The organism is Methylocaldum sp. GT1TLB (assembly GCF_051027445.1).
Taxonomy (GTDB): Bacteria; Pseudomonadota; Gammaproteobacteria; order Methylococcales; family Methylococcaceae; genus Methylocaldum.
In genome coordinates, this window is the sequence record NZ_CP194898.1 from 4431574 (window position 1) to 4457196 (window position 25623).

28 protein-coding genes and 1 tRNA gene are annotated in these 25623 nt (G+C 56.4%); 8 read left to right on the forward strand and 21 right to left on the reverse strand.

Annotated features, from left to right (window positions below; all coding sequences use genetic code 11):
- Window positions 1-25 precede the first annotated feature (25 nt).
- Window positions 26-280: a hypothetical protein gene (locus ACR2R1_RS19505; RefSeq protein ID WP_434111556.1), complete on the forward strand. Its 255-nt coding sequence runs from the start codon at window positions 26-28 to the stop codon at window positions 278-280.
- Between the two features lie 28 nt (window positions 281-308).
- Here ACR2R1_RS19505 and ACR2R1_RS19510 read toward each other — a convergent pair whose 3' ends face one another.
- From ACR2R1_RS19510 to ACR2R1_RS19520, 3 genes are read right to left on the reverse strand one after another with little or no spacing between them, the layout of a single operon-like run.
- Window positions 309-749, reverse strand: a complete 441-nt coding sequence (locus tag ACR2R1_RS19510; RefSeq protein ID WP_434111558.1) for a hypothetical protein — start codon at window positions 747-749, stop codon at window positions 309-311.
- On the reverse strand, window positions 727-1242 hold the full coding sequence (locus ACR2R1_RS19515; RefSeq protein ID WP_434111560.1) for a hypothetical protein: 516 nt from the start codon (window positions 1240-1242) through the stop codon (window positions 727-729). The genes ACR2R1_RS19510 and ACR2R1_RS19515 overlap by 23 nt, the downstream gene beginning before the upstream one ends.
- The gene (locus ACR2R1_RS19520) at window positions 1242-1484 is read right to left on the reverse strand and encodes a PH domain-containing protein (protein WP_434111562.1); all 243 of its coding nucleotides are present in this window, start codon (window positions 1482-1484) and stop codon (window positions 1242-1244) included. Before ACR2R1_RS19520 ends, ACR2R1_RS19515 begins: the two co-directional genes overlap by 1 nt.
- A gap of 62 nt (window positions 1485-1546) precedes the next feature.
- On the opposite strand from ACR2R1_RS19520, the gene ACR2R1_RS19525 reads away from it, so the two are divergent.
- Complete coding sequence (locus tag ACR2R1_RS19525; RefSeq protein WP_434111564.1) at window positions 1547-1852, forward strand: hypothetical protein; 306 nt, start codon at window positions 1547-1549, stop codon at window positions 1850-1852.
- Window positions 1853-2024: 172 nt separating this feature from the next.
- Here the strand turns inward: ACR2R1_RS19525 and ssb are convergent, their stop codons facing one another.
- The 4 genes from ssb to ACR2R1_RS19545 form a co-directional block, all read right to left on the reverse strand.
- Window positions 2025-2432 (reverse strand): single-stranded DNA-binding protein, encoded by a 408-nt coding sequence (ssb, locus tag ACR2R1_RS19530; RefSeq protein ID WP_434111566.1) that lies wholly within the window; start codon window positions 2430-2432, stop codon window positions 2025-2027.
- Window positions 2433-2513: 81 nt separating this feature from the next.
- Complete coding sequence (locus ACR2R1_RS19535) at window positions 2514-2888, reverse strand: hypothetical protein (protein WP_434111568.1); 375 nt, start codon at window positions 2886-2888, stop codon at window positions 2514-2516.
- A 125-nt stretch (window positions 2889-3013) separates the two neighbouring features.
- Window positions 3014-6367 (reverse strand): DEAD/DEAH box helicase, encoded by a 3354-nt coding sequence (locus ACR2R1_RS19540; RefSeq protein WP_434111570.1) that lies wholly within the window; start codon window positions 6365-6367, stop codon window positions 3014-3016.
- Between the two features lie 2 nt (window positions 6368-6369).
- Window positions 6370-7143 (reverse strand): hypothetical protein, encoded by a 774-nt coding sequence (locus ACR2R1_RS19545; protein WP_434111572.1) that lies wholly within the window; start codon window positions 7141-7143, stop codon window positions 6370-6372.
- 458 nt (window positions 7144-7601) lie between these two features.
- Between ACR2R1_RS19545 and ACR2R1_RS19550 the strand changes: the two genes are divergently transcribed.
- Window positions 7602-8018 (forward strand): DDE-type integrase/transposase/recombinase, encoded by a 417-nt coding sequence (locus tag ACR2R1_RS19550; RefSeq protein ID WP_434111574.1) that lies wholly within the window; start codon window positions 7602-7604, stop codon window positions 8016-8018.
- Between the two features lie 4 nt (window positions 8019-8022).
- Window positions 8023-8217: an IS3 family transposase gene (locus ACR2R1_RS19555; RefSeq protein WP_434111576.1), complete on the forward strand. Its 195-nt coding sequence runs from the start codon at window positions 8023-8025 to the stop codon at window positions 8215-8217.
- 579 nt (window positions 8218-8796) lie between these two features.
- Here ACR2R1_RS19555 and ACR2R1_RS19560 read toward each other — a convergent pair.
- From ACR2R1_RS19560 to ACR2R1_RS19580, 5 genes are all read right to left on the reverse strand, one after another.
- Entirely contained in the window at window positions 8797-9198 is a 402-nt protein-coding gene (locus ACR2R1_RS19560) for an SOS response-associated peptidase (RefSeq protein ID WP_434111578.1), read from the reverse strand.
- Window positions 9146-9703: a recombinase family protein gene (locus ACR2R1_RS19565; protein ID WP_434111580.1), complete on the reverse strand. Its 558-nt coding sequence runs from the start codon at window positions 9701-9703 to the stop codon at window positions 9146-9148. Before ACR2R1_RS19565 ends, ACR2R1_RS19560 begins: the two co-directional genes overlap by 53 nt.
- Window positions 9697-9888 (reverse strand): hypothetical protein, encoded by a 192-nt coding sequence (locus ACR2R1_RS19570; protein ID WP_434111582.1) that lies wholly within the window; start codon window positions 9886-9888, stop codon window positions 9697-9699. The genes ACR2R1_RS19565 and ACR2R1_RS19570 overlap by 7 nt, the downstream gene beginning before the upstream one ends.
- 186 nt (window positions 9889-10074) lie before the next feature.
- A complete protein-coding gene (locus ACR2R1_RS19575; protein WP_086134241.1) occupies window positions 10075-10455 on the reverse strand; it encodes a HepT-like ribonuclease domain-containing protein in 381 nt (126 codons plus the stop codon).
- Window positions 10452-10742, reverse strand: a complete 291-nt coding sequence (locus ACR2R1_RS19580) for a nucleotidyltransferase family protein (protein ID WP_077730313.1) — start codon at window positions 10740-10742, stop codon at window positions 10452-10454. Before ACR2R1_RS19580 ends, ACR2R1_RS19575 begins: the two co-directional genes overlap by 4 nt.
- A gap of 153 nt (window positions 10743-10895) precedes the next feature.
- Between ACR2R1_RS19580 and ACR2R1_RS19585 the strand changes: the two genes are divergently transcribed.
- Together ACR2R1_RS19585 and ACR2R1_RS19590 are read left to right on the forward strand one after the other, a co-directional pair.
- Window positions 10896-11024, forward strand: a complete 129-nt coding sequence (locus ACR2R1_RS19585) for a hypothetical protein (protein ID WP_276205391.1) — start codon at window positions 10896-10898, stop codon at window positions 11022-11024.
- A 410-nt stretch (window positions 11025-11434) separates the two neighbouring features.
- On the forward strand, window positions 11435-11701 hold the full coding sequence (locus tag ACR2R1_RS19590) for a helix-turn-helix transcriptional regulator (protein ID WP_139841076.1): 267 nt from the start codon (window positions 11435-11437) through the stop codon (window positions 11699-11701).
- 67 nt (window positions 11702-11768) lie between these two features.
- Here ACR2R1_RS19590 and ACR2R1_RS19595 read toward each other — a convergent pair.
- A tRNA-Ser gene (locus ACR2R1_RS19595) sits at window positions 11769-11861 on the reverse strand.
- Between the two features lie 154 nt (window positions 11862-12015).
- On the opposite strand from ACR2R1_RS19595, the gene mltF reads away from it, so the two are divergent.
- A complete protein-coding gene (gene mltF / locus ACR2R1_RS19600; protein ID WP_434114273.1) occupies window positions 12016-13464 on the forward strand; it encodes a membrane-bound lytic murein transglycosylase MltF in 1449 nt (482 codons plus the stop codon).
- Here mltF and tadA read toward each other — a convergent pair.
- From tadA to ACR2R1_RS19635, 7 genes are all read right to left on the reverse strand, one after another.
- Entirely contained in the window at window positions 13461-13913 is a 453-nt protein-coding gene (gene tadA, locus ACR2R1_RS19605) for a tRNA adenosine(34) deaminase TadA (RefSeq protein ID WP_077730316.1), read from the reverse strand. The genes mltF and tadA overlap by 4 nt on opposite strands.
- A 10-nt stretch (window positions 13914-13923) precedes the next feature.
- Window positions 13924-15501 carry a glutamine-hydrolyzing GMP synthase gene (guaA, locus tag ACR2R1_RS19610; protein WP_434114276.1) on the reverse strand — a complete coding sequence of 526 codons (1578 nt, stop codon included), beginning with the start codon at window positions 15499-15501 and terminating at the stop codon, window positions 13924-13926.
- 20 nt (window positions 15502-15521) lie between these two features.
- Window positions 15522-16985, reverse strand: a complete 1464-nt coding sequence (guaB, locus tag ACR2R1_RS19615) for an IMP dehydrogenase (protein WP_086134245.1) — start codon at window positions 16983-16985, stop codon at window positions 15522-15524.
- Window positions 16986-17092: 107 nt separating this feature from the next.
- A complete protein-coding gene (locus ACR2R1_RS19620; RefSeq protein ID WP_434111586.1) occupies window positions 17093-18094 on the reverse strand; it encodes a hypothetical protein in 1002 nt (333 codons plus the stop codon).
- Between the two features lie 31 nt (window positions 18095-18125).
- Window positions 18126-20273, reverse strand: coding sequence for a YgiQ family radical SAM protein (locus ACR2R1_RS19625; protein ID WP_434111588.1), 2148 nt, complete (start codon window positions 20271-20273; stop codon window positions 18126-18128).
- 709 nt (window positions 20274-20982) lie between these two features.
- Window positions 20983-21762: a bacterial ammonia monooxygenase, subunit AmoC gene (amoC, locus tag ACR2R1_RS19630; RefSeq protein WP_077730321.1), complete on the reverse strand. Its 780-nt coding sequence runs from the start codon at window positions 21760-21762 to the stop codon at window positions 20983-20985.
- A 294-nt stretch (window positions 21763-22056) separates the two neighbouring features.
- A complete protein-coding gene (locus ACR2R1_RS19635) occupies window positions 22057-22287 on the reverse strand; it encodes a hypothetical protein (protein ID WP_139841078.1) in 231 nt (76 codons plus the stop codon).
- A 317-nt stretch (window positions 22288-22604) separates the two neighbouring features.
- On the opposite strand from ACR2R1_RS19635, the gene glgX reads away from it, so the two are divergent.
- On the forward strand, window positions 22605-24740 hold the full coding sequence (gene glgX, locus ACR2R1_RS19640; RefSeq protein ID WP_077730408.1) for a glycogen debranching protein GlgX: 2136 nt from the start codon (window positions 22605-22607) through the stop codon (window positions 24738-24740).
- 63 nt (window positions 24741-24803) lie between these two features.
- Here the strand turns inward: glgX and ACR2R1_RS19645 are convergent, their stop codons facing one another.
- On the reverse strand, window positions 24804-25622 hold the full coding sequence (locus ACR2R1_RS19645) for a quinoprotein dehydrogenase-associated SoxYZ-like carrier (protein ID WP_077730323.1): 819 nt from the start codon (window positions 25620-25622) through the stop codon (window positions 24804-24806).
- Window position 25623: the final 1 nt, after the last annotated feature.

The window sequence follows — 25623 nt, forward strand, 5'->3', positions numbered from 1 at the left end:
CAAGGCCCTTACTGCTCCGAGGCCTATGCCGGCACCGCTGGCGAATGCCGCCGAGGGCGAAAGCGGTGCGTGGGGCGACGGGGTTATCCCGATCGTGGTCTCCGGTGCCGGCGTGGCCGAGCCGGTGGAGGGTCCGCCGGACACGCCCGTGACCGCCGAGACATCGAATCCGCCCAAAGCCGAAAGATACGTGGCGATCGATGTTCCGTTGCCATCCCGGACCGAGCCGGTTCCGCCCGAACTCAGGAAGCGGCGCAGCCCGCCGACGCCGACCAGGTGAGCGCCGGCAAGGAGGCCGGACGGTGTGATCAGGACGCCGCCGACCGTTTGTCCCAGATAGCCGTCGAGATCCAGGTTCTTGATCTGCGACCACTGGGCGGCACTCTGTAGGCGGTCACCGCCTGAGTCTGCACCGAAGGGCGGCTCAGGAAATCGGCCGTATTCCGGACGCCGTCCTTCCCGGTCCAGCTTCCCCGCCAGTCATTCTTCGCGGTGCCGTCGGGCCGGTAATAGCCGGCTTCGGCCAAGGCCTGCTCGCCCATCTGGTAGAGACCCAAGTACCCGTCATCATTGCGGGCACCGGGGTTGTTTCCGGACTCCACCCTCGCCAGGTGGCCCAGATAATCGGCATAGTTCCCTGCCGCCAAAACGATGCCTGACATAACCGCTAATGTGACCAACGCCGTGCGCCAGGCTTTCGGATAAGGATGGCGTTTTACGCCCACGTCACGGCTCCCGGCGACGCTCATCGATCGATTTCGCGCAGGCCAGAGCCGCATCGGTGACCGGCGTATGCGATCCCAACCGACGCGAGCGGCCCTGTTCATTCAAAACCAGCCCGTAATCCAGGGACGGCAAGACGATGACGCCGTACAGGGATTCGGCGTCGCAGCGGTGCGGCCTGCACAGATCGAACAGGACAACGTTTACCCCGTCGTGTTCGAAAATGCGTACCGGACGCGCGGGACCGCTGAGCTTTCGGATCCACGGGGCCTCGTTCCGGCTGAGCGCGGCGTGTTGTCGGCCGATCGCGGGGACCGACTCGATCAGGTGCCAGGGCAAACCGGCATACGGCGGATCCCCGGCGTAGCGCAAGACGCCGCCCCCTGGACAGGCGTCGCGCCGGGCCAATTCCTGTTCGGTCGGCAGCAGGTTCACGCGTTCATCCCCAGACTCATTGGCCGCCGCCGCGTTGGACAGAGAAATCAATGCAAACGGCCATTCGATGCGCCAGAGCCTCATCAATCATCTCCTTCAACGCGGTTCATGCGATTTTGGATCAAGGCCTTCACGCGTCCCGGCCACGCGATATCGACGAACCGCACGGGTCTGCCGTCGGTGCCCGCCGAAGCCAATTCCAAGGTGCCGATGTTCACCAGACGCTCGAACCAAGATTGGCTGAGGGTGATCGAGCGGATGTCCTGAAACCGCAAGCCCACGGTATCGCGGGCAACCGGCTTCGACCCCGGTCTCGGAAACCACATAGGCGGCCGACAGCCATTCGGTCCACAGCCAGAAGAGCAGGGCACCGGACAGCAAACCACCCATGAGTGTCAAGCCGTTGAGCGTCCAGGTCAGCCCGGTGTTCAGCGCCGAAGGATCGACCGGCAATAAGCCCAGGAGGGAACTCAGCAGGCGGTGCGGAATAAATGCCAGCAGCACGCCGATGCCCAATACCGGCAGCCAAGCGGCATTCGCTCGCAACACGGCGGGTCGGAATACTCGTGCGGCTCTTTTTTCCGAATCCATCTTCATCGAGTGCCTCTCGGTTCGCTGCAACAACCCGCCAGGACGCGCGGCTTGCGCCGTCGGTTCGTTTGATCGGCGTGCCGAAACGGCTTCGGCACGCTGAAACTCCGGTTCGCACCGAAGGATGAAACCGCCGTCGGGACAACTTTCCACCGCATAGCGCCTCCCCGATTCGTCCGACAGCCATTCGCGCATGCGGGTCGCGAGGCCGAACGAACGGAACGGCAGGCCGTCGAGGTTGTAGATGACGTCGCCGATCCGCATCGGGGTTCCCGTTACTCTTCGCCGAAATCGCCGGGCGTCTCTACGGGCGCACCGGCACGCGGCCGATACGTGACGGATTCGATGCACACCGGATCGATGGCGATGCGACTGGCCGTCAGCCGTAATGCGCGATGCTCGGTGCCCTCCGCGTCCTCCCAGGATTCCTCCCGCAGCTGGCCGTCGACCTGAATCCGGGCGCCTTTGCGGAGCACTTTGACCGCCGATTCCACACGGGCTCCCCACACGCTGACGCTGAGCCAGAATCCGCCCTCATCCTCGAAGGAACCATCGTCTTGCGGCACGCTGCGATCGAAGTAGACGCGCAGATCCGCCACCGACCGATCCTCGCCATCGACTTGGACGGTGCGAAGCACGGGCGCCTGACCGAGGTTGCCGACGCCCGAAAATTGATTGCTCATGCCCTGGACTCCTGAGGAATGCCGCTGCTTGCAATGAGCCATAGATGCCCGAATTTTCGCCCGATGACCACCCAAAACCGATCATTCGCCGGTGACCGGTTTCAGTCCCTGGAAGGCTTTCAACTGATCGGCATAGCGTTCCAACCGCCGCAGCTCGGCGAGGCAAACCGAGTGCGACAGATTCAACTCGATCAGTATTTGATGAAACCGGAAATACTGACGTCGTACCGCCGGAGATTGGGCTCGCAACAATTGCAGTCCGGTCGCACTGTCCAGCTGCAGATAAGGTTGTTGTCCTTTGACGCCGGATTTGCGCCAGCGTAAATAGACCGCACCGGTCTTGAGTTTTTGAATGCTCAGATGTATCGGCCGCGAGGATGTGGCAGAAGGCGCCGTAGCGCTGGGTAGCGAGGATCGTGAGCGGGTCACGCTCTTGTAATTAGCTTTTTTAAGCAAGCCAGATCCCCCCACAAGGGAGGTGACAACGCATGCTGAAGTCGACCAGGTCGAAGGAAAACAACCAAAGCCCGACCCGATTCCAAATCTGGTTGATCCGCCCGATGGCCTTTAGAAAAGGACGCCTATTGTCGAATTGGCCCGAATCCTTCTTGTGCGACATCATCGATCAAAACCCGAATTACCTTTCTGCGTGCATCGATATCAGGCAAGTCCTCCCAGGCGGCAAGATGCCCATGAACTATGCGGTCATAGATTTGGTGCACGCGCACCCGAGGGAATAAACCGGCGTCGTAACGGCGTAACTGCCAAAAGAACAGCAGCTTATCTGGATCGTCGAAGCCCTCCCTTACGCAACCTGGGATAAGCCGGAGCCACGACAACAGCGGTTCGGACGTCCTATCGTGATAGCGGTGTTCTATTACTCGCGCAACGAGTGATACGCCGTGGCCGAGACCACCAGCGGCTTGCAGTGCAAATCGTCGTCCAAGCTGTATGGCTTTGACGCGACTGTCTGCTTTTCGGTGGCGATGGAGGGCCTGACCAATATCTATGAGCGGCTTGCCTGACAACCATTCAGGTAGCACTTCCCGTAGCGCATCTTGCCAGCGTCGTTCCCAGTCCGGCATATCTTCTGTGTATTCGGTTCGCCCATCTCGCCTCTGGCTGCGTCTTGGGATGATACGAATGAAGTTGGACGAACTAGGATCCACGAGACCGAAGAGCATCCCAGGAGGTTCGAAAAGCAACCGTTTATGAAATTCAAGCAATTCCGCGAACGACCACGAGAGCAGAATCTCAGCATCGGGTAGAGAGGCGGCGATGGCGGCGAGGGTTAGAGGAGATATTCCGGCTTGGCCCGCTAGTTCTCGCCATTCCTCTATATTCGGTTCATCCGCGTCGGCAGCCTTGTCAAGGGCGATACCTATGGACATCAGGAGGGTGGCTTGCTCCTCCGCCCGTTGGTTGCGCTCGGATCTTAACGCATTGCCCAACGCCGATCCGAGGACCGCACGGAGAACGCTATCATTGAGACCGCCAATTCGGCGGACAAGGTATTGGCTAATATCCGAATCGGCCCCTACCTGCACAATTCGATCAATTACTTGCGTCAACGGATCAACCACATCCAAGCACTGATCCGGCAATCCAAATAGGCCCATCACCTGTTCTAGGCCATTGAAACTAATGCCGCTATTGTCCTGGCTGACCGAGAACACTTTGCCGGGAAGATCAATCACAATTCCATGAGCATAGTATCCAGCTCGACCTGCTCGGCCGGCCGCGTTTAGAAGCTCGTGAACGGCAAGCATTTCTGGGCCGTCCTCTTCCCACCTATCATCTCCTGCGATAATGACTGCCTCCGCAGGAAGGTTGATGCCTTGCGCTACTGTTGGCGTAGCGACCAGTGCCAGCAGCCCATCGGGTCGACGAAATGCCGACTCCATGGCGAGTCGTTCAGACAATAGAAGTAGGCCATGATGTATGCCTATGCGCTTTCCCGCGGGAAGCTCTACCAGGTTAGCGTTACCCAGTTCTAGGGCGGCCGCTGCAAACAAATCTTCTTCTTGCTGCAGCAAAGTTATTGTGGGTAGACCCGCTTGCTCCAGACTGTTTGCCCCTGCTTTGGCAATGTGACGGGTCCCGTCAATTCTCTGACTGAATACTATGGGTCTCATGCCTGCGCATGTCATTGCGCCAAGGAGCTTGCCTCCTACTTCGTTACGGTTTGCCGAGAGACCCCAGTAGTCGCTCACACCAAGCGGAACGCTTTCCGAAAGTAGAGGGAATTTGGCAAAGGTGCTTGTTCTATTCCAAACCTGGGTATGACAAAAGAGACCGACTGGCGTCGCCGAAATGTCTTTTCTATCTGCTTTACGTGGATTACGACCTCCCCGGGCTGCCTTCCTTCTATGGAGTTCAACATTGAGCGAATTGATCTCCGAAGCTTCGTACGCCACCACGCCGCGCACCTGGCGTGTGGGCTTCCACGCAAGATCGAGGACCTTGGCCGTTCTCCCCGTCACCGTTTCCAGCCAACGCACCAGTTCTGCACCATTACGAACCATCGCGGAAATCAAAATAATATCGGCTTCAGGCGAGCGCTGAACCAGCGACAGAAGTGTCCACATTGCGTCGATCGCTCGGCGGCCCGGTTGACGGAGCGAGCCATCAGGGTTAGGGCGTTCGCACAATTGATGACACTCATCGACAACAATTAGGCCGATATCGCGGTGTTCCGCCGGTTCGTACGCGAGATATGCCAGACACTGCTCCGGTGTCTGTACGAATACCCTGGCTTCCGCTTTCTCGCCGAAGTCTTCCATGAACCGTCCGCGCACGACCTTTTGCGCAATCGAACGGACGGTACGGGAAATTTCCGTAGCTACCTGGTCTACGAGGGCCCTCGTGGGCGCTAAATAGACAACTGTTCGCCCCCTCATTAACTCAGTTGCGATGCGGAGCTCGGTAAGGGTTGTTTTGCCAGCGCCTGTCGGGAACGTCAGGACGAACGATGACCCGGCCTCAAGAAATCCCTCATCGATTGCTTTGACGTGGTTGCGCCAAAGAAATGGGCGTTGCGCTCCAAAGTGGTTTGCGAAACTAGACCATGCCCAGTCATCTATGCCTCCAGGAGGTGAAATTGCTGTCACAGTCGAGGTGAGCAAGACTTCGGCGGCGGCTTGTAGCAATCTTGCGAGATGATATGGACCGGCTAGCGGCAGTTGTAAACGAAGGATCGAATTGCCGAACTGTATAGCTTGGTTGGCACGTGACAACCTTTCGATCACGCCATTGATCATGGCGAGAGGATCGTCTGCCGTAAGTCCAAGTGCGGAGCGTGCAATGAGTTGAACCGCGCGGGCAAGGTCAAGCCACATAACATCTGCGGCCATGTCTAAGTAGTCAATAGAGGTTTGAGGCAAGCTCCGAAGAGGCATGTCTGCGACCCAGAGCAGCTGCTGCCCGTCACCGGATGCAAGCGCGGCAATGAAGTCCAATAACTGATTGGCTATCAAACTGGTATCGGTAGAAATGAACGCCTTTGTGGTCTCTGCCGCATCAGCTTGGTGCCCACCGATCAAGAAGAGCAGAGTCGCCGCAACCTCCGGCGCTACTGCATGATGAGATAATGAGGGTGGTGCGGCATTGTTAGCCGACAACCGCATTTGCAAGCGTTCCGCTTGATTTAGCGTGAAATGAGCAGAACCTGCGACGAAAGCACAGGCCGGCCGGTGATTGTCGTCGCGAGGAAGAAATATCGTGAGGCCCTCGTAGGTCTCAGCGAGTCGTCGGAGTTCCTGAATCATGTCCTGCCAGTCGGTGGGCGCTTGCCCAGTGCTTACGTCTATCGCACCAAGACGGGCAGAAACCACAAGTGCATAGGCATCGGTAAGATCTTGGGGGAGTCTTTCTAAATCCAAGCCATCGAGTGGAGCGGCCGATTGGATGAAGCTGGTAGTTTCCGCATCGAACATGGTTATGCTCCAGAGGCGAAAGAACGAAGTTCGCTCTCCACTTTTTCGGCAAGCATCGTCATCCAATCTCGCATAGCAGGTAACGGTACGGTTTCGCCCCGGCGTATTTCTTTGGCGCCGCTGACAATCTCATCGAAGCCCTTGAAAAGGACTGACGTTTGATTATTGGGGTTGACCGTAACGCGCACACGGTAACGGCGCTTCCCTGCCCAAGAGATATTTCGGATCAATTTCACTGCTTCAGCCATTGGGATTCCACCTATGCCCAGCGTCGCGATTATGGTCGATCGGAGCTCGTCCCATCGTCCCCCTTTTTCGTAATCCGCAATCTCCGGCCAAACGTCCTCCCGGATGGTTTTACGCGGATTCTCGGTAGCTTTGTCCTCACAAATGGTAAGCGCGGCTACTGCGCTTGTTGAACGATGGACGATGATACTGTCTTGGCCTTTTGCAGAGGCCTGCGAGTGGGGAAGTGATACAAGATCACCATTCTGTAAATCGAGATGTGCCGCGAGCCACATCATGAGTTGAAATAGGAATCCATCGCGGTGGTAAATGTCGGCTGGATGAAGGCGGCGCTGGATGATGTCTTCGATATCATCGTTTTCAAATTTGATTACATCGACTGAGAAAGAATCACCGATTACCAATCGGCGAGCGATTTCGTATTCTTGAACCAGAATGATGGCGATTGCCTTTGCTAAAGCATTAATGTCTGTGACCTCGAATATTAACCCCTGACAATAGGGGTCATCGAACGGGACAAGTCGCAGCATAGAATCCCCCCTTTTTGTTCTTCCCCTCGAAGTCCTTTGCGGCGGTTGCAAATTTTCCGGCAAATCAGTCTTGTTTACGTGCTTTTTCTGAGTACCAAGATCGCGAGTCTCGATTATCTGAAAGATGAAGTTTTGTACTCCCTAGGATGTCCTTGGAATTGCTGGTTCTGATGTTATCCGCGAGCTATTCGTCCGTTTGCTCCCGAATCCGGCGCCTTGGTCGGCTTCAGCCTACGACTGCGCATGATTCTTCTCGAAGGTGTCCGCCGTCACGAGGTAATTATCAAGCTTAGCTTCGACTACGTCTTTGGTGTTCGGCACGATCTAGGTGATCGCTCGGCCGCCGTGCCGATCACCAGGAGTTCATCGATATCGCGGTAGCACTCAACGACTCGGACCACGTTTATGACTCGCGGCGCATGGCACGGGAACTGGGGCGCTACCAGGCACGTTGACCGATGCACGAGGCTGCGGTGTGGGTGCGCTATCGGCGCCCGTATCGGGTGACGACGAACAGCGCGCACAGCCAGCCCGTGTTTTCGAATCGGCTGCAGAGGGATTTCCAGGTGGCCGCGCCGGACCGGGTATGGGCCTCGGACATCAGCTATGTTTGGACTGCCGAAGGCTGGTTATATCTGGCCGTCGTGATCGATCTGTACGTCCACAAGGTCGTGGGTTGGTCTCTGGGAAAGCGTCTCACCAGCGCCTTGGCGTGTGACGTGCTTCGGATGGCCTTATGGCGCCGGCAACCGCCCCGGGGTCAACTACTGCATCATTCCGAAAGGCGTGCAGTATGCCAGCCGACCGTTCCGTGGCCTGCTACAGGCGTATGGCATGACCGGCAGCATGAGTCGCAAAGGCCATTGTTGAGATAATGCCGTGGTCGAGAGCTTCTTTGGTACGCTCAAATCCGAACGGGTCCATTGGCGCCGCTATCAGGCCCGGGAAGAAGCGCGCCGGGATATCGTCGAGTACATCACGATGTTCTACAACGGCCGTCGACCGCATTCGTCCCTGGGTTATCGCAGCCCGGATGACTTTGAGAAGAACGGCCATTTGGCCAATGCCGCTTAACTGGGTGTCCGCTATCACTTGACCAGGTCATCGGGAAGCTTTCCAATATTTCACCACTCGTTAGCAGCCACTCCTCGACGAGATCCCTGACTGCTTGATTATTCGCTCGCGAACCAATATCCCTAGCGAGAGCGCACCTTAGCTGGGGATAACGCGCTCAACAATCCCAGAGCTATTTTGCTCGACCTTTCCATCGATTGAGAGACAGAAATCTACCCGATACTCAGACGGGACGACGCTCCAAGGGTCGGAGTAGTGAAGTCCATAGCTGCGACATTTCGATTGGTCGAGAAGGCCATTTCGAATCTTTCAACCGATAAGCTTTCGAACGGTATCGTACTCCCTCGAAGGAGCGCCTAAATGGCTGGTTGAGGCCACCTTTGTTTCTGGGAATGTGACGATGCTTACGTGCATTTACGGCCTCTCTGTGGTGACGCCCAACTAGATATAGATCCTCTAAATGTCGTAAAACTTTACACCTCAGAGAGGTACGAATCTGAATGCGGGTGACGGAAAGCTTGCAATTGAAGCAATTAAGCCCTTTAAAAGCCCCCTAATAATAGCAAATACCCCTTTCGCTCACCCCTCCGCCACCTCCTCGATACACTTTTCGGTATCGTTCCGTGGATTATTCACTTCCGTTCTCACGGGATACGCCCGCATCAGTTCCGATGGGAAAGGCTTCAGCAGGCTCTGCAAGTGCTCGGCTTGTCGAGGAGCGGCGGATAGCCACAGCTCGTATTCCTCTTCCGGCAAGATAACCGGCATCCGGTCGTGGATCGGCCGGGTCAGGTCGTTCGCCTCGGTGACGATGATGGTGCACGGTTCGACTGCCGTCTCGCCCCGCTCCCAGCGCTCCCACAGCCCCGCGAACGCGAAAAGCGCCGATGTAATAGGGGGCGTCTCAGAAAACGGATCGCAAAGTACGCTAAGCGTGCGTGGAGGCTGGGATCCAGCGGTAGAGTGTGGGAATGGATACACCAAGGTTCTTGGCTACGTCCTTGGGCGGAACGCCGCTGGCCAGCAGCTTCTTGGCCGACGCAATCTTGCTGTCGGTCATCTTGGGCTTGCGGCCGCCCTTGCGCCCGAGCTGGCGGGCCACTTCCAGCCCGGCGCGGGTCCGTTCGACGGTCAGCTCGCGCTCCATCTCGGCGAGGCTGGCCATGACGTGGAAGAAGAACCGGCCTGACGGTGTGCCGGTGTCGATGGCGTCGGTGAGACTCTTGAACTGGACGCCCTGCTGGTGCAGCTCGCCGACCAGATCGACCAGCTGCTTGACGCTGCGGCCCAGCCGGTCGAGCTTCCAGACGACCAGCGTGTCACCCTCGCGCAGCATTTCTAGTGCCTTGGCCAAGCCGGGGCGGTCGGCCCGCGTGCCGCTCACCTTGTCCTCAAAGAGCTTCTGGCAGCCGGCATTGGTCAAAGCTTCCCGTTGTGGCTCCAGGTTCTGATCCTGCGTCGAGACGCGTGCGTAACCGATCAGCATGGCTGGTCTCCCGTCCGGTCAATGCGTTCCTGCATCGCCTGCAGGACTTCTTCGTGCGTGTAGAGCCTGGCGTTCGGATCATCAGCCTCGCGTAGAGCTTCCTCGACCTCGCGGGACATGCGCTCGTAATCCTCAGACCACAGCGCCTGCTCCATGCGGAGCGATGCCTGGCCGAGCAGGTGCACAGGCCAAGCAGCCGCCTGTCCTGGGTAGCGCCGATGTGCTCGCGAATCCGCTCCTGGATGGCCTCAACAGCCCGGTGCGCCTCCGGTGACGCGTACCCTCGTAGTCGGGCGGGAACCCAGCTTCTTTGGCGATCCGCGCCCAGGCGCTGGCCAACGCCTCGATACTGGATGTGTTCATGGTGTCCGTCATGGTTCGATCCCATAGCGGTTTTCGTCGTCGGCATCCTGGCGCACGGCGGATAGTTGCTTCAGCAGCCCCGGCAGCGCCGTTTGCACCGTGTCCCACACCATGTCGAGGTTGATGTCGAAGTAGCCGTGGGCGATGCGGTTACGCATGCCGCGCATGCTGCGCCAAGGCACCTCGGCGTGCGTGTTCGCAAACTCGGCGTAGCCGTCCATTACCTTCGTAGCGGCTTCACCGATGATGATGAGGCTCATGATGACGGCCTGCTGGGTGCGCTTGTCCGCCAGAAAGTCATCTTTACTCAAGCCTTCGACGAAGCTGCACGCATCCGTCGCGGCCTGCCGCATGTGGTCGAGGTAGTCGGGCAGGCGGCTCTCGCTCATACCGGCTGGGCTTCCGCGAGCACCTTGGCCCGGACCTTCGGCGGCAGGTCGGCCGGGGTCAAGAGATCAACATGGACGCCGAGCAGCGCTTCCAGCTCGTCCTGCAAACCGCCCAGATCGAACAACGTCGCGCCGGGTAACGCGTCCACCAACAGATCGAGGTCGCTGCCGTCCCGGTCGGTGCCGTGCAGTACCGAGCCGAAGACGCGCGGGTTCGCCGCGCGGAAGCGGCTCGCCGCTTCGCGGATGGCGCTTCGTTTGAGGTTGAGCGCAACGGATGGTCGCATGTGACACCTTTCCTTATCTCAACTCGTTGAGACGGTAAGAAACCGATAATAGCATTTCAAGAACGATTTTCGAGAACAGCAAAGCGGGACTCGGGCGAACTGCTATTGGCCGACGCGCTGTCCCGGTGTCTCCGTCTCTCGGAGGAAATCGGCATGGTCGGCGTTGTGGTTGATGCCAAGCACGAGCACGCCAGGCGCTATTATGAGCGTTTCGAATTCGAACGATTCCCCGATGCCCCGCTCACCTTGTGGTTACCCACGGCAGCCATCGCAAAACTGTGAACCGGCACATCGAATAAGTGTGGACGCGAGGGGTTATTAACCCGGCCTATATTTATAGGCCGGGTTAATCCGGGGCAGGGATGCCCCGGCGCGGCGACAAGCCGCGTGAGCCCAGGCCGGGCGTGTACCGGCCTGGGCGGCGGCCCGAAATACCAGGAGGGTATTTACGGGGCTGATTAATAATTCAATTGGCGCCCCGGATACGATTCGAATGTATGGCCATCCCCTTAGGAGTCCCGGTACGCTGCATTAAAGAAAGCGCAAGTTGATCGCAAATTTGACAACCTTTCCCGTCACCACTGTTTTTGAAGCGCTGTGCAATGTAGGCAGGCTGAATTTCATAAATCAGGAAACTGCGTTCAATCAAGTCTGGCTTCCATTATCGTTTGGACGAATTTGAGAGGACCGTAATGAGCGAAAAAGCATTGGTAACCATTACAGATGCCGCAAAGATCATCTCCGTGAGTCGCGCAACGGTCTACAGAATGATTCAGGCCGGCGATTATGATCAGCAAATTGCACAAGGAAAGAAGTCCAAGGAAGACGTACCGCAAGCGATTCGAGGCTATTTAGGGTGTCGATTCCCCAGAATGATCCGTTTGGGGCCTCGTTGCGTGCGCCTGAACCGGGCGGAAGTGGAGGCATGGATAGCTTCGAGAGCCTCCCAAGGCGTGTAACGTCATGCACTACGGCGATGGGATGAGAACTGCGGTGGGCTACGAAACTAGTCGTAACTTATTGATTTGGCGGAGAGGGAGGGATTCGAACCCTCGTGCCGGGTTTCCCCGACCATCCGATTTCGAGTCGGCGCCGTTATGACCGCTTCGGTACCTCTCCCCGGAAAAGGCTGATATGATACGACACTCTTGTTGAGAACTAAATGGTGGGGGACATGAATTTGTCTGAAGTCATGCCCTTCGGCCTAAACCTGAAAGACACCTTGGGCCGAAGTTTAGATCATGCGAAAAATGTAGACGATAAAAACAAATTCATAAGGGGGCGACAAAAAAAATCAGCATTAAAGCAATCCAACGTTTTCCGTTTCCTCGCTTATCTCTTCTTCACGGCTTCTTTCTCGGGGTGTACTCAAGAAACATCCCGGCCTTTAACCCAGTTGGAACGGATCAAGCAATCCGGTGAACTGCGGGTCGTAACCCGGTACGGGCCTTCCACTTACTATGAAAGTGTCAATGGAGCGGTTGGTCTGGAGCATGACTTGGCCGAGCTATTCGCCAGGCGCCTCGATGTCAAAGTGAAATTTATAGTGTCGGATTCGGCTAAGCAGGCAATCCAGACTCTTGATGACGGAGGCGCGGATATAGCGGCAGCAGGGCTGCTTATCGATGTGGTAAGGAAAAAGAAACTACGCTTTGCACCGCCTTACCGCGTTCTTACCGAACAAGTCTTGTACAGTGACGGTCGTCCGCGCCCGAACAGCATCGCCGATTTGGCCGGAGGCGTGTTGGAGGTTTCGGCGGGTACCAGCCATGTCAACACTCTCAAAGCGCTGAAGCGCAACTATCGAGACCTTAATTGGCAAATCAATTTCGATCAGGACGTTCACGAGCTTCTATTTCTCGTCAGTGAAGGATTGGTCGACTACACCGTCGCTAATTCGGATCAGGCGTTGATCATGCGCCGCTATTATCCGAAGCTGCAAGTCGCCTTCGATATCGGCAAAACCCGGGAGCTAGCCTGGGCTTTGCCCATGTCAGAGGATGCCAGTCTGTACGACGAAACCGTTCGGTTTTTTCGGGAGATCAAGGAAGACAAGACGCTGGATCAGTTGATCGACCGTTATTACGGCCATGCGGAAGCATTCGACGTGGCTTTGGACAGTTCTCTACGTCGCGATTATTTGACCCGTCTGCCCAAATTCAAGCGATGGTTCGTGCAGGCGGGCAGACGTTATGACATCGATTGGCGCCTTTTGGCGGCCATTGCTTATCAGGAATCGAAATGGCGCAGCACGGCCGTCTCCGCCGAAGGTGTGCGCGGCATGATGATGTTGACCGGCGTCACCGCCAAGGAGCTGAAAGTAACTGATCGATTTAATCCGGTCCAAAGCATTTTGGGCGGCGCGTCTTATCTTCGGCAGACTTTGGCTAACATTCCGTCGCAGATCGAAGACCCGGATCGTACCTGGTTTGCCTTGGCGGCCTATAACCTGGGTTATGGCCACATCGAGGATGCCCGGAATCTGGTTGCGCGGCGCGGTGGCGATCCCGACAAATGGATCGAAATCAAGAAAGTGTTGCCTCTGCTCGGGAAACCGAATTGGTATCGCAAAACCAAGTACGGTAAAGCGCGTGGCGCCGTGGCCGTTCATTATGTGAACAGCATACGCCGGTACTACGATCTGCTGGTTTGGCTCACCGAGGAAAATGCAACCGGCAAGATGGCGATGGGACCGGAAAAGTCCCGGGCCGAGGGCGTTTAGCGTCGTTCCTGAAAAAAGCGCTTGAGGAGGGTGCCGCACTCCTCCTTCAAGACGCCGCCCTGATATGCGACCTTATGATTGAGGAACTCGGTATCGGCTAGCTGCAACGCGCTGCAAACGGCGCCTCGCGTGGGATCCGGGGCGCCGAACACAATCCGTTTCACCCGGGCGTGAATGATGGCGCCCATGCACATCACGCAAGGCTCCAGCGTCACATAAAGAACGGTATCGACCAGCCGATAGTTACCAAGATTCGCGCCGGCCGCCCGAAGCGCCATGATCTCGGCGTGAGCGGTAGGATCGTTCGTGCCGATCGGGCAGTTCCGGCCTTCGGCGATCAATGCATTGTCCTTGACCAGCACTGCGCCCACCGGCACTTCGCCCATGTCGCCGGCCTGTTCGGCAAGCGCCAGGGCATGGCGCATCCAGTCTTCGTCGCTGGGAGCCATGGACAGGGGATCATTCCCACTCAATGGTGGCCGGCGGTTTGCCCGAGATGTCGTAGGTTACCCTTGATATACCGGGTACTTCGTTGATGATCCGGCGAGAGACGAGATCGAGAAAGTCGTAAGGCAGATGCGCCCAGCGGGCGGTCATAAAGTCTATCGTTTCAACGGCGCGCAGCGCGACGACGAAATCGTAGCGGCGTCCGTCGCCCATGACGCCGACCGATTTGACCGGCAGAAATACTGCGAAGGCCTGGCTGACCTTGTCATACAGTTCGTGCCGGCGAAGCTCTTCGATAAAGATGGCATCGGCGCGGCGCAGCAAATCGGCATAGTCCTTCTTGACTTCACCCAGAATGCGCACACCCAGGCCGGGGCCGGGAAACGGGTGGCGATAGACCATTTCATAGGGCAGGCCGAGTTCCAATCCGATCTGTCGGACCTCGTCCTTGAACAATTCCCGCAACGGTTCGACCAGCTTGAGATTCATGTTTTCCGGCAGGCCGCCTACGTTGTGATGGGATTTGATGACGTGGGCTTTTCCGGTCTTGGAGCCGGCGGATTCGATGACGTCCGGGTAAATCGTGCCCTGTGCCAGCCAGCGGGCATCGGTGATTTTGCCTGCCTCTTCGTCGAAGATTTCGACAAACAGTCTTCCAATAATTTTTCGCTTTTGTTCCGGATCGTCGACGCCTTCGAGCCCTTGCAGGAATCTGTCCTCGGCATCAACCCGAATGACTTGGACGCCCATATGCTGCGCGAAGGTCGTCATGACTTGATCGCCTTCGTCGAGGCGCAGGAGCCCGGTATCGACGAATACGCAGGTGAGGTGATCGCCGATTGCCTTGTGCAGGAGCGCCGCGACAACCGAGGAGTCCACGCCGCCGGAAAGCCCGAGAACCACCCGGTCGCTCCCTACTTTGGCGCGAATGGTCTGCAAACTGTCCTCGATGATATTGCGCGGCGTCCATAGGGCTTCGCAGCCGCAAATATCCAGCAGAAAACGTTCAAGGATGCGCTTCCCCTGTCGGGTATGGGTCACTTCCGGATGAAACTGGAGGCCGTAGTAGCCGCGCGCGTCGTCGGCCATGCCCGCAATGGGGGCGCTTTCGGTAGAGGCGATAAGTTTGAAGCCGGACGGTAATGCCGTTACCTGATCGCCATGGCTCATCCAAACATCGAGCAGACCGTAACCTTCCGGCGTCGTGTGGTCTTCGATGTCGTATAACAGGCGGGAGTGACCGTGGGCGCGAATCTGCGCATAACCGAACTCGCGGTGGGTGCAGGCTTCCACCCGGCCGCCCAGCTGCTCGGCCATGGTTTGCATGCCGTAGCAGATGCCCAGTACCGGCACGCCCAGATCGAACACGATGGCGGGGGCGCGGGGAGTGTCCGCCAGTGTGACGGTTTCCGGTCCTCCGGAGAGAACGATGCCCCGAGGCTGATACTCACGAATGAATTGCTCGCTGCAATCGTACGGATGAATCTCGCAATACACGCCGATCTCCCGGATGCGGCGTGCGATCAATTGTGTGTATTGCGATCCGAAATCGAGAATTAAAACTTTTTGGGAGTGGATATTCAAAGCCATGGACATGTACGTTTGCCTTTCTAATCGAGCCAGTAATTGGGTGCTTCCTTGGTAATCGTCACGTCGTGTACGTGGCTTTCCCGAACCCCGGCGGTAGTGACTCGAACGAAGCGGGCATTGTTGCGCATGGCTTCGATGGTGTCGCAACCTGTGTAGCCCATGGCCGAACGTACGCCCCCGATCAGTTGGTGAATGATGGCGATCAGGCTGCCTTTATAGGGGACACGGCCTTCGATGCCCTCGGGGACGAGCTTTTCGGCATCGGTGCTTTCCTGGAAGTAGCGATCGCTCGAACCCTGCTGCTGGGCCATGGCGCCTAACGAGCCCATTCCTCGATAGGATTTATATGACCGCCCCTGGTACAACTCCACTTCGCCGGGGGCTTCTTCGGTGCCGGCGAACAGTCCACCGATCATGATCGAGTAGGCGCCCGCGGCCAATGCCTTGGCTACATCGCCGGAATAACGGATACCGCCGTCAGCAATGAGAGGAATCCCGGATCCCTTCAGCGCTTCCGCGACATTGGCCACGGCCGTTACCTGTGGGATGCCTACGCCGGCCACGATGCGGGTGGTGCAGATGGAGCCGGGGCCGATGCCTACTTTCACCGCATCCGCTCCCGCCTTGACCAAATCTCTTGCCGCTTCGCCGGTGGCGATGTTTCCGCCGATCACCTGCACTTGCTTGAAGTTCTGCTTGACCCAGCGCACGCGGTCCAAAACGCCTTGGGAGTGTCCGTGAGCCGTGTCGACTACTATGACGTCGACGCCGGCTTCGACCAGCGCGGCTACTCGCTCTTCGGTGCCGGGACCGGTGCCGACGGCGGCGCCAACACGAAGGCGCTCCTGCTCGTCTTTACACGCCTGCGGATAGTCTTTGGCCTTTTGGATATCTTTGACAGTAATCAGTCCCCGAAGCTGAAAGTCGTTGTTAACGACCAGCACTTTTTCGATCCGGTGTTTATGGAGGAGGTGGATGGCTTCCTCCTTGCTGGCGCCTTCCTGCACCGTGACCAGCTTTTCCTTTGGCGTCATGGCCTTGGTGACCGGCTCGTCGTAGCGGGTTTCGAACCGCAGGTCGCGGCTGGTGACGATGCCCACGAGATTTTCACCGTCCACAACGGGCACGCCGGAAATTCTTCTCGAGCGGGTCAATTCCATGACTTCGCGAATAGTGGTATTCGGAGAAACCGTGATCGGCTCTTTGATTACCCCGCTTTCGTACTTCTTGACGCTTTGAACCTCATAGGCTTGACGGTCGACCGTCATGTTCTTATGGATGATGCCGATTCCGCCCTCTTGGGCCATGGTAATGGCCAGGCGGGATTCGGTTACCGTGTCCATGGCCGCGGATAGCAGAGGAATATTGAGGCTGATATTGCGGGTAAGTTGGGTTTTTAAGCTGACGTCGCGCGGCAGTACGGCCGAGTGAGCAGGAATAAGGAGGACATCGTCGAATGTGAGCGCTTCTTGAACGACATGCATGGTTTGCTCCCGCCAACTAAAATTTACAGATTCTATTGTAGATATCTATATGTTGCAATATCAGGTCTAGGTTTGAAGATGGAGCTCGAATACCTCGCGGCGTGGTTCTAATGTGAGTGTTGCGAAAACACAGGGGCTCTTCGGTTGAGCTCCATTTCCGAATCGGGATCGATTCCCTGTCCAATCAACGCGAAAACGGTCTGTGCCATGGCAGCCTGTGCTATGGGCTCAAAAAATGCGGCTTTCAGAGTCCAGGCGAACGCGGCGGTAAACACGTATTGCCACAGGCCGATGGATACGGGCAGCGCGCCGGCGATGTTCTTGATCGGGATCAAAAGTACCGCAAAAGCGACTGCAAAGCCCAAGAGCTCAAAAAGGCTCAAGTAAAGACGGTTCTTGAACAGTGCCGAAAAGTGCTGAATGTGAGCCGCCAGCGCATTTCGAGCCGAGCGCCGAGGATCGGCCGTATTCGTGAAGAAAAGCCAAGCCAAAATCGCTAGATCGTTGGCGGAAAAAATCCGACCCGCGATCCAGGTTAACGCTTGGGAGAGTCTCGGATTGTTCATCTTGTCTAGAGCGGGACCTAAATAGGTTTCCGGAAGTTTTTGCAGGGTTTCCTTAACGGAGAGATCCAGTTCCATCAATCCGGAAGCGCTGGGAAAGCGCCGTGCTACGAGCTGTTTCGCATAATCGATCTGGGCTTTGCCTTCCGGAATGGATTGTCCCTTGGACTGCTCGGCCAACAAAGCCAGATTTCCCGCCTTGATGTGATAAAGAAAGGTTGCGCGAAGCTTATACATTAAAAACGCACATCCGATGAATCCGGCGACGGCCCCGGCCGAAGCGAATGCGGTTGGATTCTGGCTCAGGGAACCCAGACCGATAGCGGTACCGGCACCGGCCGCCGTCATAAAGACATAGGCAAACGCTATCGCTAAGCATGCCAGCAGTCGATAAAGGACGAACGGCATTGATTTTTCAATGGTCCGCGTCGCGGCCAGCAAATTGAGGTCCGGCATCTCTTCCTCCAAGGTGGTTTTTGATTTTTGAGTTTTCTCGGGCAGGTCAAGTAGTTCGAATCTTAAGGAAAAACGGGGTTGTTTTTCCATAAAGTAAAAATCCAGTTGTATCGGTGATTCGTTAAGATTTGCTCATCCGTCTCGATTTGCGCGGTGTCTTTGTCTTGGTCGTCGGCAGGCCGGTGTGCTGGGTTCGGAACGGCAGCGCCTTGCGGGCGATTCGAGTGCCTTCATGTTGATTTCCGATGCCTTCGGGCTGCCATGTCGGTACCAGATGATGCTTGCCGTTTCCGATCAGGTCTGCGCGTCCCATGCGTTTCAGGGCTTCCCGGAGCATCGGCCAGTTGTTGGGGTCGTGGTATCGGAGGAAAGCCTTGTGCAGGCGCCTTTGCTTAAGATTCTTGGGAACAAACACCGTTTCGCTGGTGCGTGTGACGCGGTGCAGCGGGTTCTTTCCGGAATGATACATGGCGGTTGCGGTGGCCATGGGGGAGGGGAGGAAGGCCTGAACCTGATCGGCCCGAAATCCATTGCGCTTGAGCCAAAGTGCGAGATTCAGCATGTCTTCGTCGGTGGTACCCGGATGGGCGGCGATGAAGTAGGGGATCAAGTATTGCTCCTTTCCGGCCTCCTTCGAGTATTTGTCGAACAAAGCCTTGAACCGGTCGTAAGTGCCGATGCCCGGTTTCAGCATCTTGGACAAGGGGCCCGGTTCGGTGTGCTCCGGCGCGATCTTCAAATAACCGCCGACATGATGGGCTGCGAGTTCTTTGACATATTCAGGCGAAGTCACGGCGAGGTCATATCGCAATCCCGAGGCAATCAAGATCTTCTTGATGCCCGGCAGTGCGCGGGCGCGGCGGTAAAGCCGGATTAGCGCCGTGTGGTCGGTATTCAGGTTTTTACAGATGCCGGGGTATACGCAGGACGGCCGGCGGCAGGCAGCTTCGATCGCTTTGTCCTTGCAGGCGAGCCGGTACATGTTCGCGGTCGGTCCGCCAATATCGGAGATGACTCCGGTAAAGGCCGGCGAGGTATCGCGAATGGTCTCTATTTCCCGGATGATCGAGTCTTCCGAACGGCTTTGAATAATGCGCCCTTCGTGTTCCGTGATCGAGCAGAAGGTGCAGCCGCCGAAACAGCCGCGCATGATGGTCACCGAATGCTGGATCATCTCGAACGCGGGAATCTTGCCGGTTCCGTAAGACTTGTGGGGAAGGCGCGAATAGGGCAGGCCGTAGACGCCGTCCATCTCCTTGGTGCCGAGCGGAATGGGCGGCGGGTTGATCCAGACGTCGCGGTCCCCGTGTCGCTGCACGAGCGCCCGAGCGTTACCGGGATTGGTCTCCTGGTGCAAAACGCGCGAGGCGTGAGCATAGAGGACGGGATCGGCTTTGACCGCTTCATATGCCGGCAGGCGGATGACCAATCGATCGCCGGAAGTTCGGCGTTTGGTCAGGCGGATCAGCGCTTCGGACTTACTGCCGGAAGTTTCCTTCGTACATCCGGGTGATTCCCCGTGATAAGGATTCAGTTTGGGAGCCTGATTTCCAGGCGCATCCACGGATGTGGAGTCGAGTTCGGTCCATCCTGCGGGTGTCTGTTTGCGGATGAACACGGTTCCGCGAATATCGGTCAATTGGTCGATGGATTCTCCCGCTGCAAGCCTGTGGGCGATCTCCACCACCTGGCGTTCGCCATTGCCGTAAACGAGAAGGTCCCCCTTGGCATCGAGCAAAACCGAGCGGCGCACGATATCAGACCAATAATCGTAATGGGCGATCCGGCGGAGGCTCGCCTCGATCCCGCCCAGAACGATCGGCACATCCTTGAAGGCTTCTCGGCACCGCTGCGAATAGACAGTGACACAACGGTCCGGGCGTCTGTCGGGGGCTCCGTCGGGCGTGTAAGCGTCGTTCGAACGGACGCGGCGGTCCGACGTGTAGCGATTGACCATGGAATCCATGTTGCCGCCGGTGACGCCGAAAAACAGGTTGGGCTTGCCGAGTTCTCGAAAATCGTCGGCGGATGTCCAATCCGGCTGCGCGATAATGCCGACTCGAAAGCCCTGAGCCTCCAGCAGCCGGCCGATGATCGCCATGCCGAAGCTTGGGTGATCCACGTAAGCATCGCCCGTTACAATAATGATGTCGCACGAGTCCCAGCCCAAGGCGTCCATGTCGCCGCGGCTCATGGGGAGTTGCGGCGCTGTTCCGAAGCGCTTGGCCCAGTATTTTCGGTAAGAAAAAAGATCGGGAGTAATGTTCATCGCGAACTAGCGAAGAAGACAAATGAAAGGAATCGAACAGGAGAGAATCGAGAGCACGACTCCCCGTACAGTACCTGAGAATTTAACTGGGGATTCTAACGCGAAAATCCCGCCTTAGGCGCTAAAAAGCCGATCGGCCGGCTTTTCGTTCACAAAAATCCAAGAACGAAAGATGGGCGAAGCCTGTAACGAAAATCGAATGGTTTCTAAGGAAGAGGCTAAGGTCTTAATGGCGCGCGTGCCTTGGATTCGCGGATAACGCCCAGTCCCCAGATGCCCCATGATGCCGTTTTAAGCATCAATAAAGGAATAGCGACGGCTTTGAGCCCCCAAAGAACAACGGCTAGCGCGCTTGCTCCGGATAGGCTCCAAGCAAACACACCCCAACGTCCACCGACGACGACTCGAAGAAGACGCTTAGATGTATTTTGCAATTTGCTCATAGATAGATGGCATCCAGCAAGCGGGGGCAGTGTACCATGCGGCATCGATCGGTAGAGTGGCGGTAAAGTAGAGATCCGCAAAACGCCTACTGAATGCGTGCTCAAGAAAATCCTAGCAAGCGAATTTAATATAAGCAAATAAATTGTTAAGAATACGTAATCAATGCTTATTTCCTTCACGCATTAAAAAGCCACTGCCTGAGAGCGTGGCTCCAGGCAGTGGCTGTAGACGCAAACAGTGCTTAGAAAACTAAGCTAAGACGCCGTTAGCGTTGTGCCGGTGGTATATCCGGGCAGAGGTCTTTGCCGATCAGGTTCGAGATGCTCGCAAACACCTGCAGCAACACGCCCATGATGGCCAATGCCAGCCAGCCGAAGATCACGAAGCCGTAGTGCAAGGGCGCTACGAACAACTCTTCCATAAACCAGAAGGTGTGACCCCATTCGTTCAAGCCAACGTTCGGCAGAATCATGAACGGACCGGTCCACAGAATCAGGTACGCCAGCGACAAGCCTTTCGACGTCGAGAAGTACGGCAGGCGGGTATGCGCATACAGGAACGCGCCACCACCCGTGATGATGTAGATCGGATAGCTCAGGTAGAACTCGATGATGTGCGACGGCGTGAAGTCGGTGTCGCGAACAATCGTCTGGTGCCAGGTGCCGTCCTGCTCGGTGAAGTAGCTCGCACCCCAGTAAATGGCCCATGCATACGCAAACAGCCAAATCAGGTGCGTCATGTTCCGGCGCAGTTCTTCCCGCGGCGCCAGTGCCGCCAGGTTGCGGTCACGGGTCTTCCACAGGTAGCCCCACAGAATCGAGGCGGTGACCACTTCCAGTACGATTTCGGTGTACAGGAAGTTCATCCAGTACGTCTCGAATTCCGGTGCGAACGAATCCAGACCGGCAGACCAGCCGTAGACCCCTTCATACCACCGAACCCAAAAATAAAAGACCGTGTACAGCATGAACGCAAAAGTCAGCCACTTTACGTTAAGTAAGGGTTGCTCTTTTGCTTCCACGCCACCTGCTGTTGTAGCAGCCATAGTTTTACCTCCATTGCTTGTTGTTAATTACCAATGAATGCCAGAGTACGTACGTGACATCTCTGACCCCGATTTAGAGTAAAGCTGCACAAAAAAATTCCGATCCGTAGGAAGAAATTTTTAACTGTGCGGCTTCTGCGTTGAAAATACGGAGAAGCCCTTCGAAACCCTAAATACAGGGCCTATCCCGATACTTTTCGGCGTACGGCAGGTTTGTCGGAACGCCCAACCGCAGCCAATGGTATCGAGTCAATACTGTATGCTCGGCTCATAAGTGATGTCAACTAGGATGTGTCAATTATTTTTCGACGAAGTTGATGGCAGGATTTGGTGCCGATCGGATCGGGCTGACAGGCTCGGATCGTCGATTTTTACGCTGAGATGTTGCGGGGTCTGGCTGGGTCGCCCAGCTTTATCACCAGCGGCAATCAGATAGACGTCCATGACACCGTAGTAGCTGATCACGAAGCGTTCGAAGAATCGAGCCAGCGGGCTATGGATGTTTTCTCGTTCAGTGATGGTCAATACGGTGCCGTCGCCATCTTCCGCAAGTTCGTAAATCCAAGTACCGTTTGAAAAACAAGCTAAAAGAGGTGATCTGCCAGCGTGGCGACGGGCTCGACTCGTGTACTTTGCGTATTCGGTTTGTCCATTATGCGGAAGTGGGCGGGTTTTTCGTTCCGTGATCAGGATGATAAGATCGGCCTAATGTAAAGCGGATTGTTTGTGGCTCATTCATAAGCCAGCCATGAGAAGGGAGGCGCTTGATCGGCGAGGCGGTAGTACCGGCGCAGCTATTGGTACTGATGCAAGTCCACCGCAAGACCGTCGATCCGTGTTTTATGAAATCCGTCAATCATGCGACCACAGTTATTCCCTCTATGAAGCCCCGTTATTCCTATTCGGCGGGATCTCCTATTCCGCATGGAGTTCATTTGCACAAAGGCGGGGTGAATTTCTCCCTGTTTAGTCGGCATGCGACCCGCGTTTGGTTGCTTTTGTTCGAAGATGTGCATGCCAGCAAGCCGTTTCAAGTCATCGAGCTCGATTCGCAACATCATAAGACCGGCGACATGTGGCATATCTGTGTCCTGGGGGCAGGAAGGAATCTAGTTTACGCCTTTCGCGTCGATGGGCCTTTTGCACCTGAACAAGGACATCGTTTCGATTCGACGAAAATGCTGCTGGATCCATACGCGACGGCGCTTGCCACGCCGCTACAGTGGAATTTTGCCGGTTTTTCTCCTCATGCCAAACCAACTGCGCTCGCTGATTCCGAGCGAGAAAACCCGGTGGCCGCCAAAAATCTTGTTACCGGCAACGGCTTTGACTGGGAGGACGATCGACCACTTTATCATCCATGGTCTAGCCTGGTGATTTACGAAACGCATGTACGCGGTTTGACGGTGCACCCATCGTCCGGCGTCAGGTCGCCGGGCAGTTATCTTGGTCTTATCGAAAAAATTTCGTACTTCAAACGGATCGGGATCACGGCCGTTGAGCTAATGCCTTTGCAGGAGTTCAATCCTAATGAGGTTACCGCGGTTAATCCTCTGACCCGAGAGAGGCTCCGCAATTACTGGGGCTACAACACTATCGCTTTTTTCGCGCCTTTCGAGGGGTATGGCAGTCGTCTGTATCCCGGCTGTCAGGTCGACGAATTCAAGACGATGGTCAAAGCCCTGCACAAAGCCGGAATCGAGGTGCTGCTCGATGTTGTGTTCAACCACACGGCGGAAGGCGATGAAACCGGACCGACGCTCAACTTCCGCGGTCTGGACAACAGCATTTATTACTTGCTGGAAGACGATAAAAGTCGCTACAAGAATTTCTCCGGTTGCGGCAATACCATGAACTGCAACCATCCCGTGGTTCGCAACTACATTCTCGACTGTCTGCGGTATTGGGTCGTGGAGATGCACGTGGACGGTTTCCGCTTCGATCTGGCCTCTATTTTGGGGCGAGACCGCAACGGCCATCTGGTGGCCAACGCGCCGCTCTTGGAGCAGATTGCCGAGGACCCGATTCTGCGCGACGTAAAGCTGATCGCCGAGGCTTGGGATGCGGGCGGCGCCTACTTGGTCGGACGTTTTCCCGGAGAGCGCTGGTCGGAGTGGAACGGCCAATATCGTGACGACGTGCGGCGCTACTGGCGCGGCGATCTCGGCACGGCCGGAGCTTTTGCCAGCCGATTATGCGGCAGCGCCGATCTTTACGAGCATAGCGGGAAGGCGACGGTTAACAGCATCAACTTCGTGACCTGTCACGACGGGTTTACGCTGAACGATCTGGTGAGCTACGAGTACAAACACAATCTGGCCAATGGCGAAGAGAATCGGGACGGTTCGAACGATAATCACAGCGCCAACTACGGCGTGGAAGGTCCGACCGACGATCCGATCATCAATCGAATTCGGCTCAGGCAGATGAAGAACTTCATCGCCACGCTTTTCGTTTCCCGCGGGGTGCCGATGATTTTGGGCGGAGATGAGTTCTGTCGCACTCAACTAGGCAACAACAACGCTTATTGCCAGGACAACGAGATTTCCTGGTACGACTGGAGGTTGCTGGCGCGGAATCAAGAATTCTTCGAATTCGTGCGGAATATGATCGCCTTTCGCGCGCGCCACCCGGTTCTGTCGTCGGAAAGGTTCTATAGGCCAGAAGACGTGAGCTGGTTCAATCCGTCCGGGCAGGTTCCCGACTGGCATTCGGAGAGCGCGGTGGGATGTCGGATTTATGCGGAAAAAGAAGGAGGGCAAGACCTTTGTCTGCTCTTCAATCCGCTGACCTATGCGACAAACTTCGTACTGCCGGATCTGCCGCACGATTCGGCTTGGCTTAGGGTGATCGATACCAGTGCCGCGCCGCCTTTCGATATCTGCCGGCCGGGCGACGGCATCCCGTTCGGCGGAAACTCATCCATTCCGATCGAGGAGCGCAGTATGGTCGTGTTGCTCGCGGAGCGTAATCGCTAGTCTGAAAATGAAAACGGCCGGTTGTCCCGGCCGTTTTACGTTTCTAAGGCATGTACGAAACATTCACGGCGTTACCGTTTGAGTGGCCGAAAACTGATTTCCTTTATTGTCTCGAATTTCGGCTTTCAACTCTCCGGCCGTTTCCGGCACGAAATAGAAGCGGAAATTCGGGTCGGCGCTGATGGCGATATCGGTCTGTGCCGTGAGAACCGGTTTGTCGTTGAAGCTGACTTTTAGTTCTTCCACGAAGTGAGCCGGCTTGATCATCCGGGTCAATTGATCCATCTGCAGGCCGGTGATGTTCGGATGACTGATGAGCAGTTGAGCCAAATTCGGCTGTTGCAAGGCTGCTTTTTCATTGTCCAGCTTGAACTTCATCTTGCCCATGCGTGCCATGGCTGCCTCAAGATCGGTGCCTATGGGGGCCGAACAGCCGCCGCTCGCTTTGACGAACACTTTGTTCATATGGAGCTTGCCGTCATTGGTCTCGGCGATGGCGCGAATATGGGTGTAGGCGTTGACGCGTACCCGCATGGCCAGGTCGGCTTTTCCGCTTTCCGGTGTGAAGTGGAAGTTGGCGGAGAATGGAACCGGGTTGTTGTCGATGATCAAGGTCACGGTCTTGATGTATCGATCCTTGGTCTGCGGAATCTTGCTGTTGATCTGGATCGGTACCAAGGCCGGATCTTCTGCGCGATAAGGGGCGGTCAATTCGATGATTTGGTTGCCCTCTTCGATTGCGCGGTCGCCGAAAAATTTTTGTCTGAGTCCGCCGTTCCAGGCCGCTTCTTCCTCGCCGGCGGCGAACGCGGAGCCGGTTACTGCTAGTAAGTAGGCCAAGGCCAACCATAGACCTTTGTTTAACGCTATCAATTGTTTCATT

Excerpts from the sequence above, each read along its gene's own strand:
- ACR2R1_RS19505 (WP_434111556.1), top strand. The coding sequence starts at position 26 with ATGCCGGCACCGCTGGCGAATGCCGCCGAGGGCGAAAGCGGTGCGTGG.
- ACR2R1_RS19510 (WP_434111558.1), bottom strand. The coding sequence starts at position 749 with ATGAGCGTCGCCGGGAGCCGTGACGTGGGCGTAAAACGCCATCCTTAT.
- ACR2R1_RS19515 (WP_434111560.1), bottom strand. The coding sequence starts at position 1,242 with ATGAGGCTCTGGCGCATCGAATGGCCGTTTGCATTGATTTCTCTGTCC.
- ACR2R1_RS19520 (WP_434111562.1), bottom strand. The coding sequence starts at position 1,484 with ATGTGGTTTCCGAGACCGGGGTCGAAGCCGGTTGCCCGCGATACCGTG.
- ACR2R1_RS19525 (WP_434111564.1), top strand. The coding sequence starts at position 1,547 with ATGAGTGTCAAGCCGTTGAGCGTCCAGGTCAGCCCGGTGTTCAGCGCC.
- ssb (WP_434111566.1), bottom strand. The coding sequence starts at position 2,432 with ATGAGCAATCAATTTTCGGGCGTCGGCAACCTCGGTCAGGCGCCCGTG.
- ACR2R1_RS19540 (WP_434111570.1), bottom strand. The coding sequence starts at position 6,367 with ATGTTCGATGCGGAAACTACCAGCTTCATCCAATCGGCCGCTCCACTC.
- ACR2R1_RS19545 (WP_434111572.1), bottom strand. The coding sequence starts at position 7,143 with ATGCTGCGACTTGTCCCGTTCGATGACCCCTATTGTCAGGGGTTAATA.
- ACR2R1_RS19550 (WP_434111574.1), top strand. The coding sequence starts at position 7,602 with ATGCACGAGGCTGCGGTGTGGGTGCGCTATCGGCGCCCGTATCGGGTG.
- ACR2R1_RS19565 (WP_434111580.1), bottom strand. The coding sequence starts at position 9,703 with ATGCTGATCGGTTACGCACGCGTCTCGACGCAGGATCAGAACCTGGAG.
- ACR2R1_RS19575 (WP_086134241.1), bottom strand. The coding sequence starts at position 10,455 with ATGAGCGAGAGCCGCCTGCCCGACTACCTCGACCACATGCGGCAGGCC.
- ACR2R1_RS19580 (WP_077730313.1), bottom strand. The coding sequence starts at position 10,742 with ATGCGACCATCCGTTGCGCTCAACCTCAAACGAAGCGCCATCCGCGAA.
- ACR2R1_RS19585 (WP_276205391.1), top strand. The coding sequence starts at position 10,896 with ATGGTCGGCGTTGTGGTTGATGCCAAGCACGAGCACGCCAGGCGCTAT.
- ACR2R1_RS19590 (WP_139841076.1), top strand. The coding sequence starts at position 11,435 with ATGAGCGAAAAAGCATTGGTAACCATTACAGATGCCGCAAAGATCATC.
- tadA (WP_077730316.1), bottom strand. The coding sequence starts at position 13,913 with ATGGCTCCCAGCGACGAAGACTGGATGCGCCATGCCCTGGCGCTTGCC.
- guaA (WP_434114276.1), bottom strand. The coding sequence starts at position 15,501 with ATGGCTTTGAATATCCACTCCCAAAAAGTTTTAATTCTCGATTTCGGA.
- guaB (WP_086134245.1), bottom strand. The coding sequence starts at position 16,985 with ATGCATGTCGTTCAAGAAGCGCTCACATTCGACGATGTCCTCCTTATT.
- ACR2R1_RS19620 (WP_434111586.1), bottom strand. The coding sequence starts at position 18,094 with ATGGAAAAACAACCCCGTTTTTCCTTAAGATTCGAACTACTTGACCTG.
- ACR2R1_RS19625 (WP_434111588.1), bottom strand. The coding sequence starts at position 20,273 with ATGAACATTACTCCCGATCTTTTTTCTTACCGAAAATACTGGGCCAAG.
- amoC (WP_077730321.1), bottom strand. The coding sequence starts at position 21,762 with ATGGCTGCTACAACAGCAGGTGGCGTGGAAGCAAAAGAGCAACCCTTA.
- glgX (WP_077730408.1), top strand. The coding sequence starts at position 22,605 with ATGAAATCCGTCAATCATGCGACCACAGTTATTCCCTCTATGAAGCCC.
- ACR2R1_RS19645 (WP_077730323.1), bottom strand. The coding sequence starts at position 25,622 with ATGAAACAATTGATAGCGTTAAACAAAGGTCTATGGTTGGCCTTGGCC.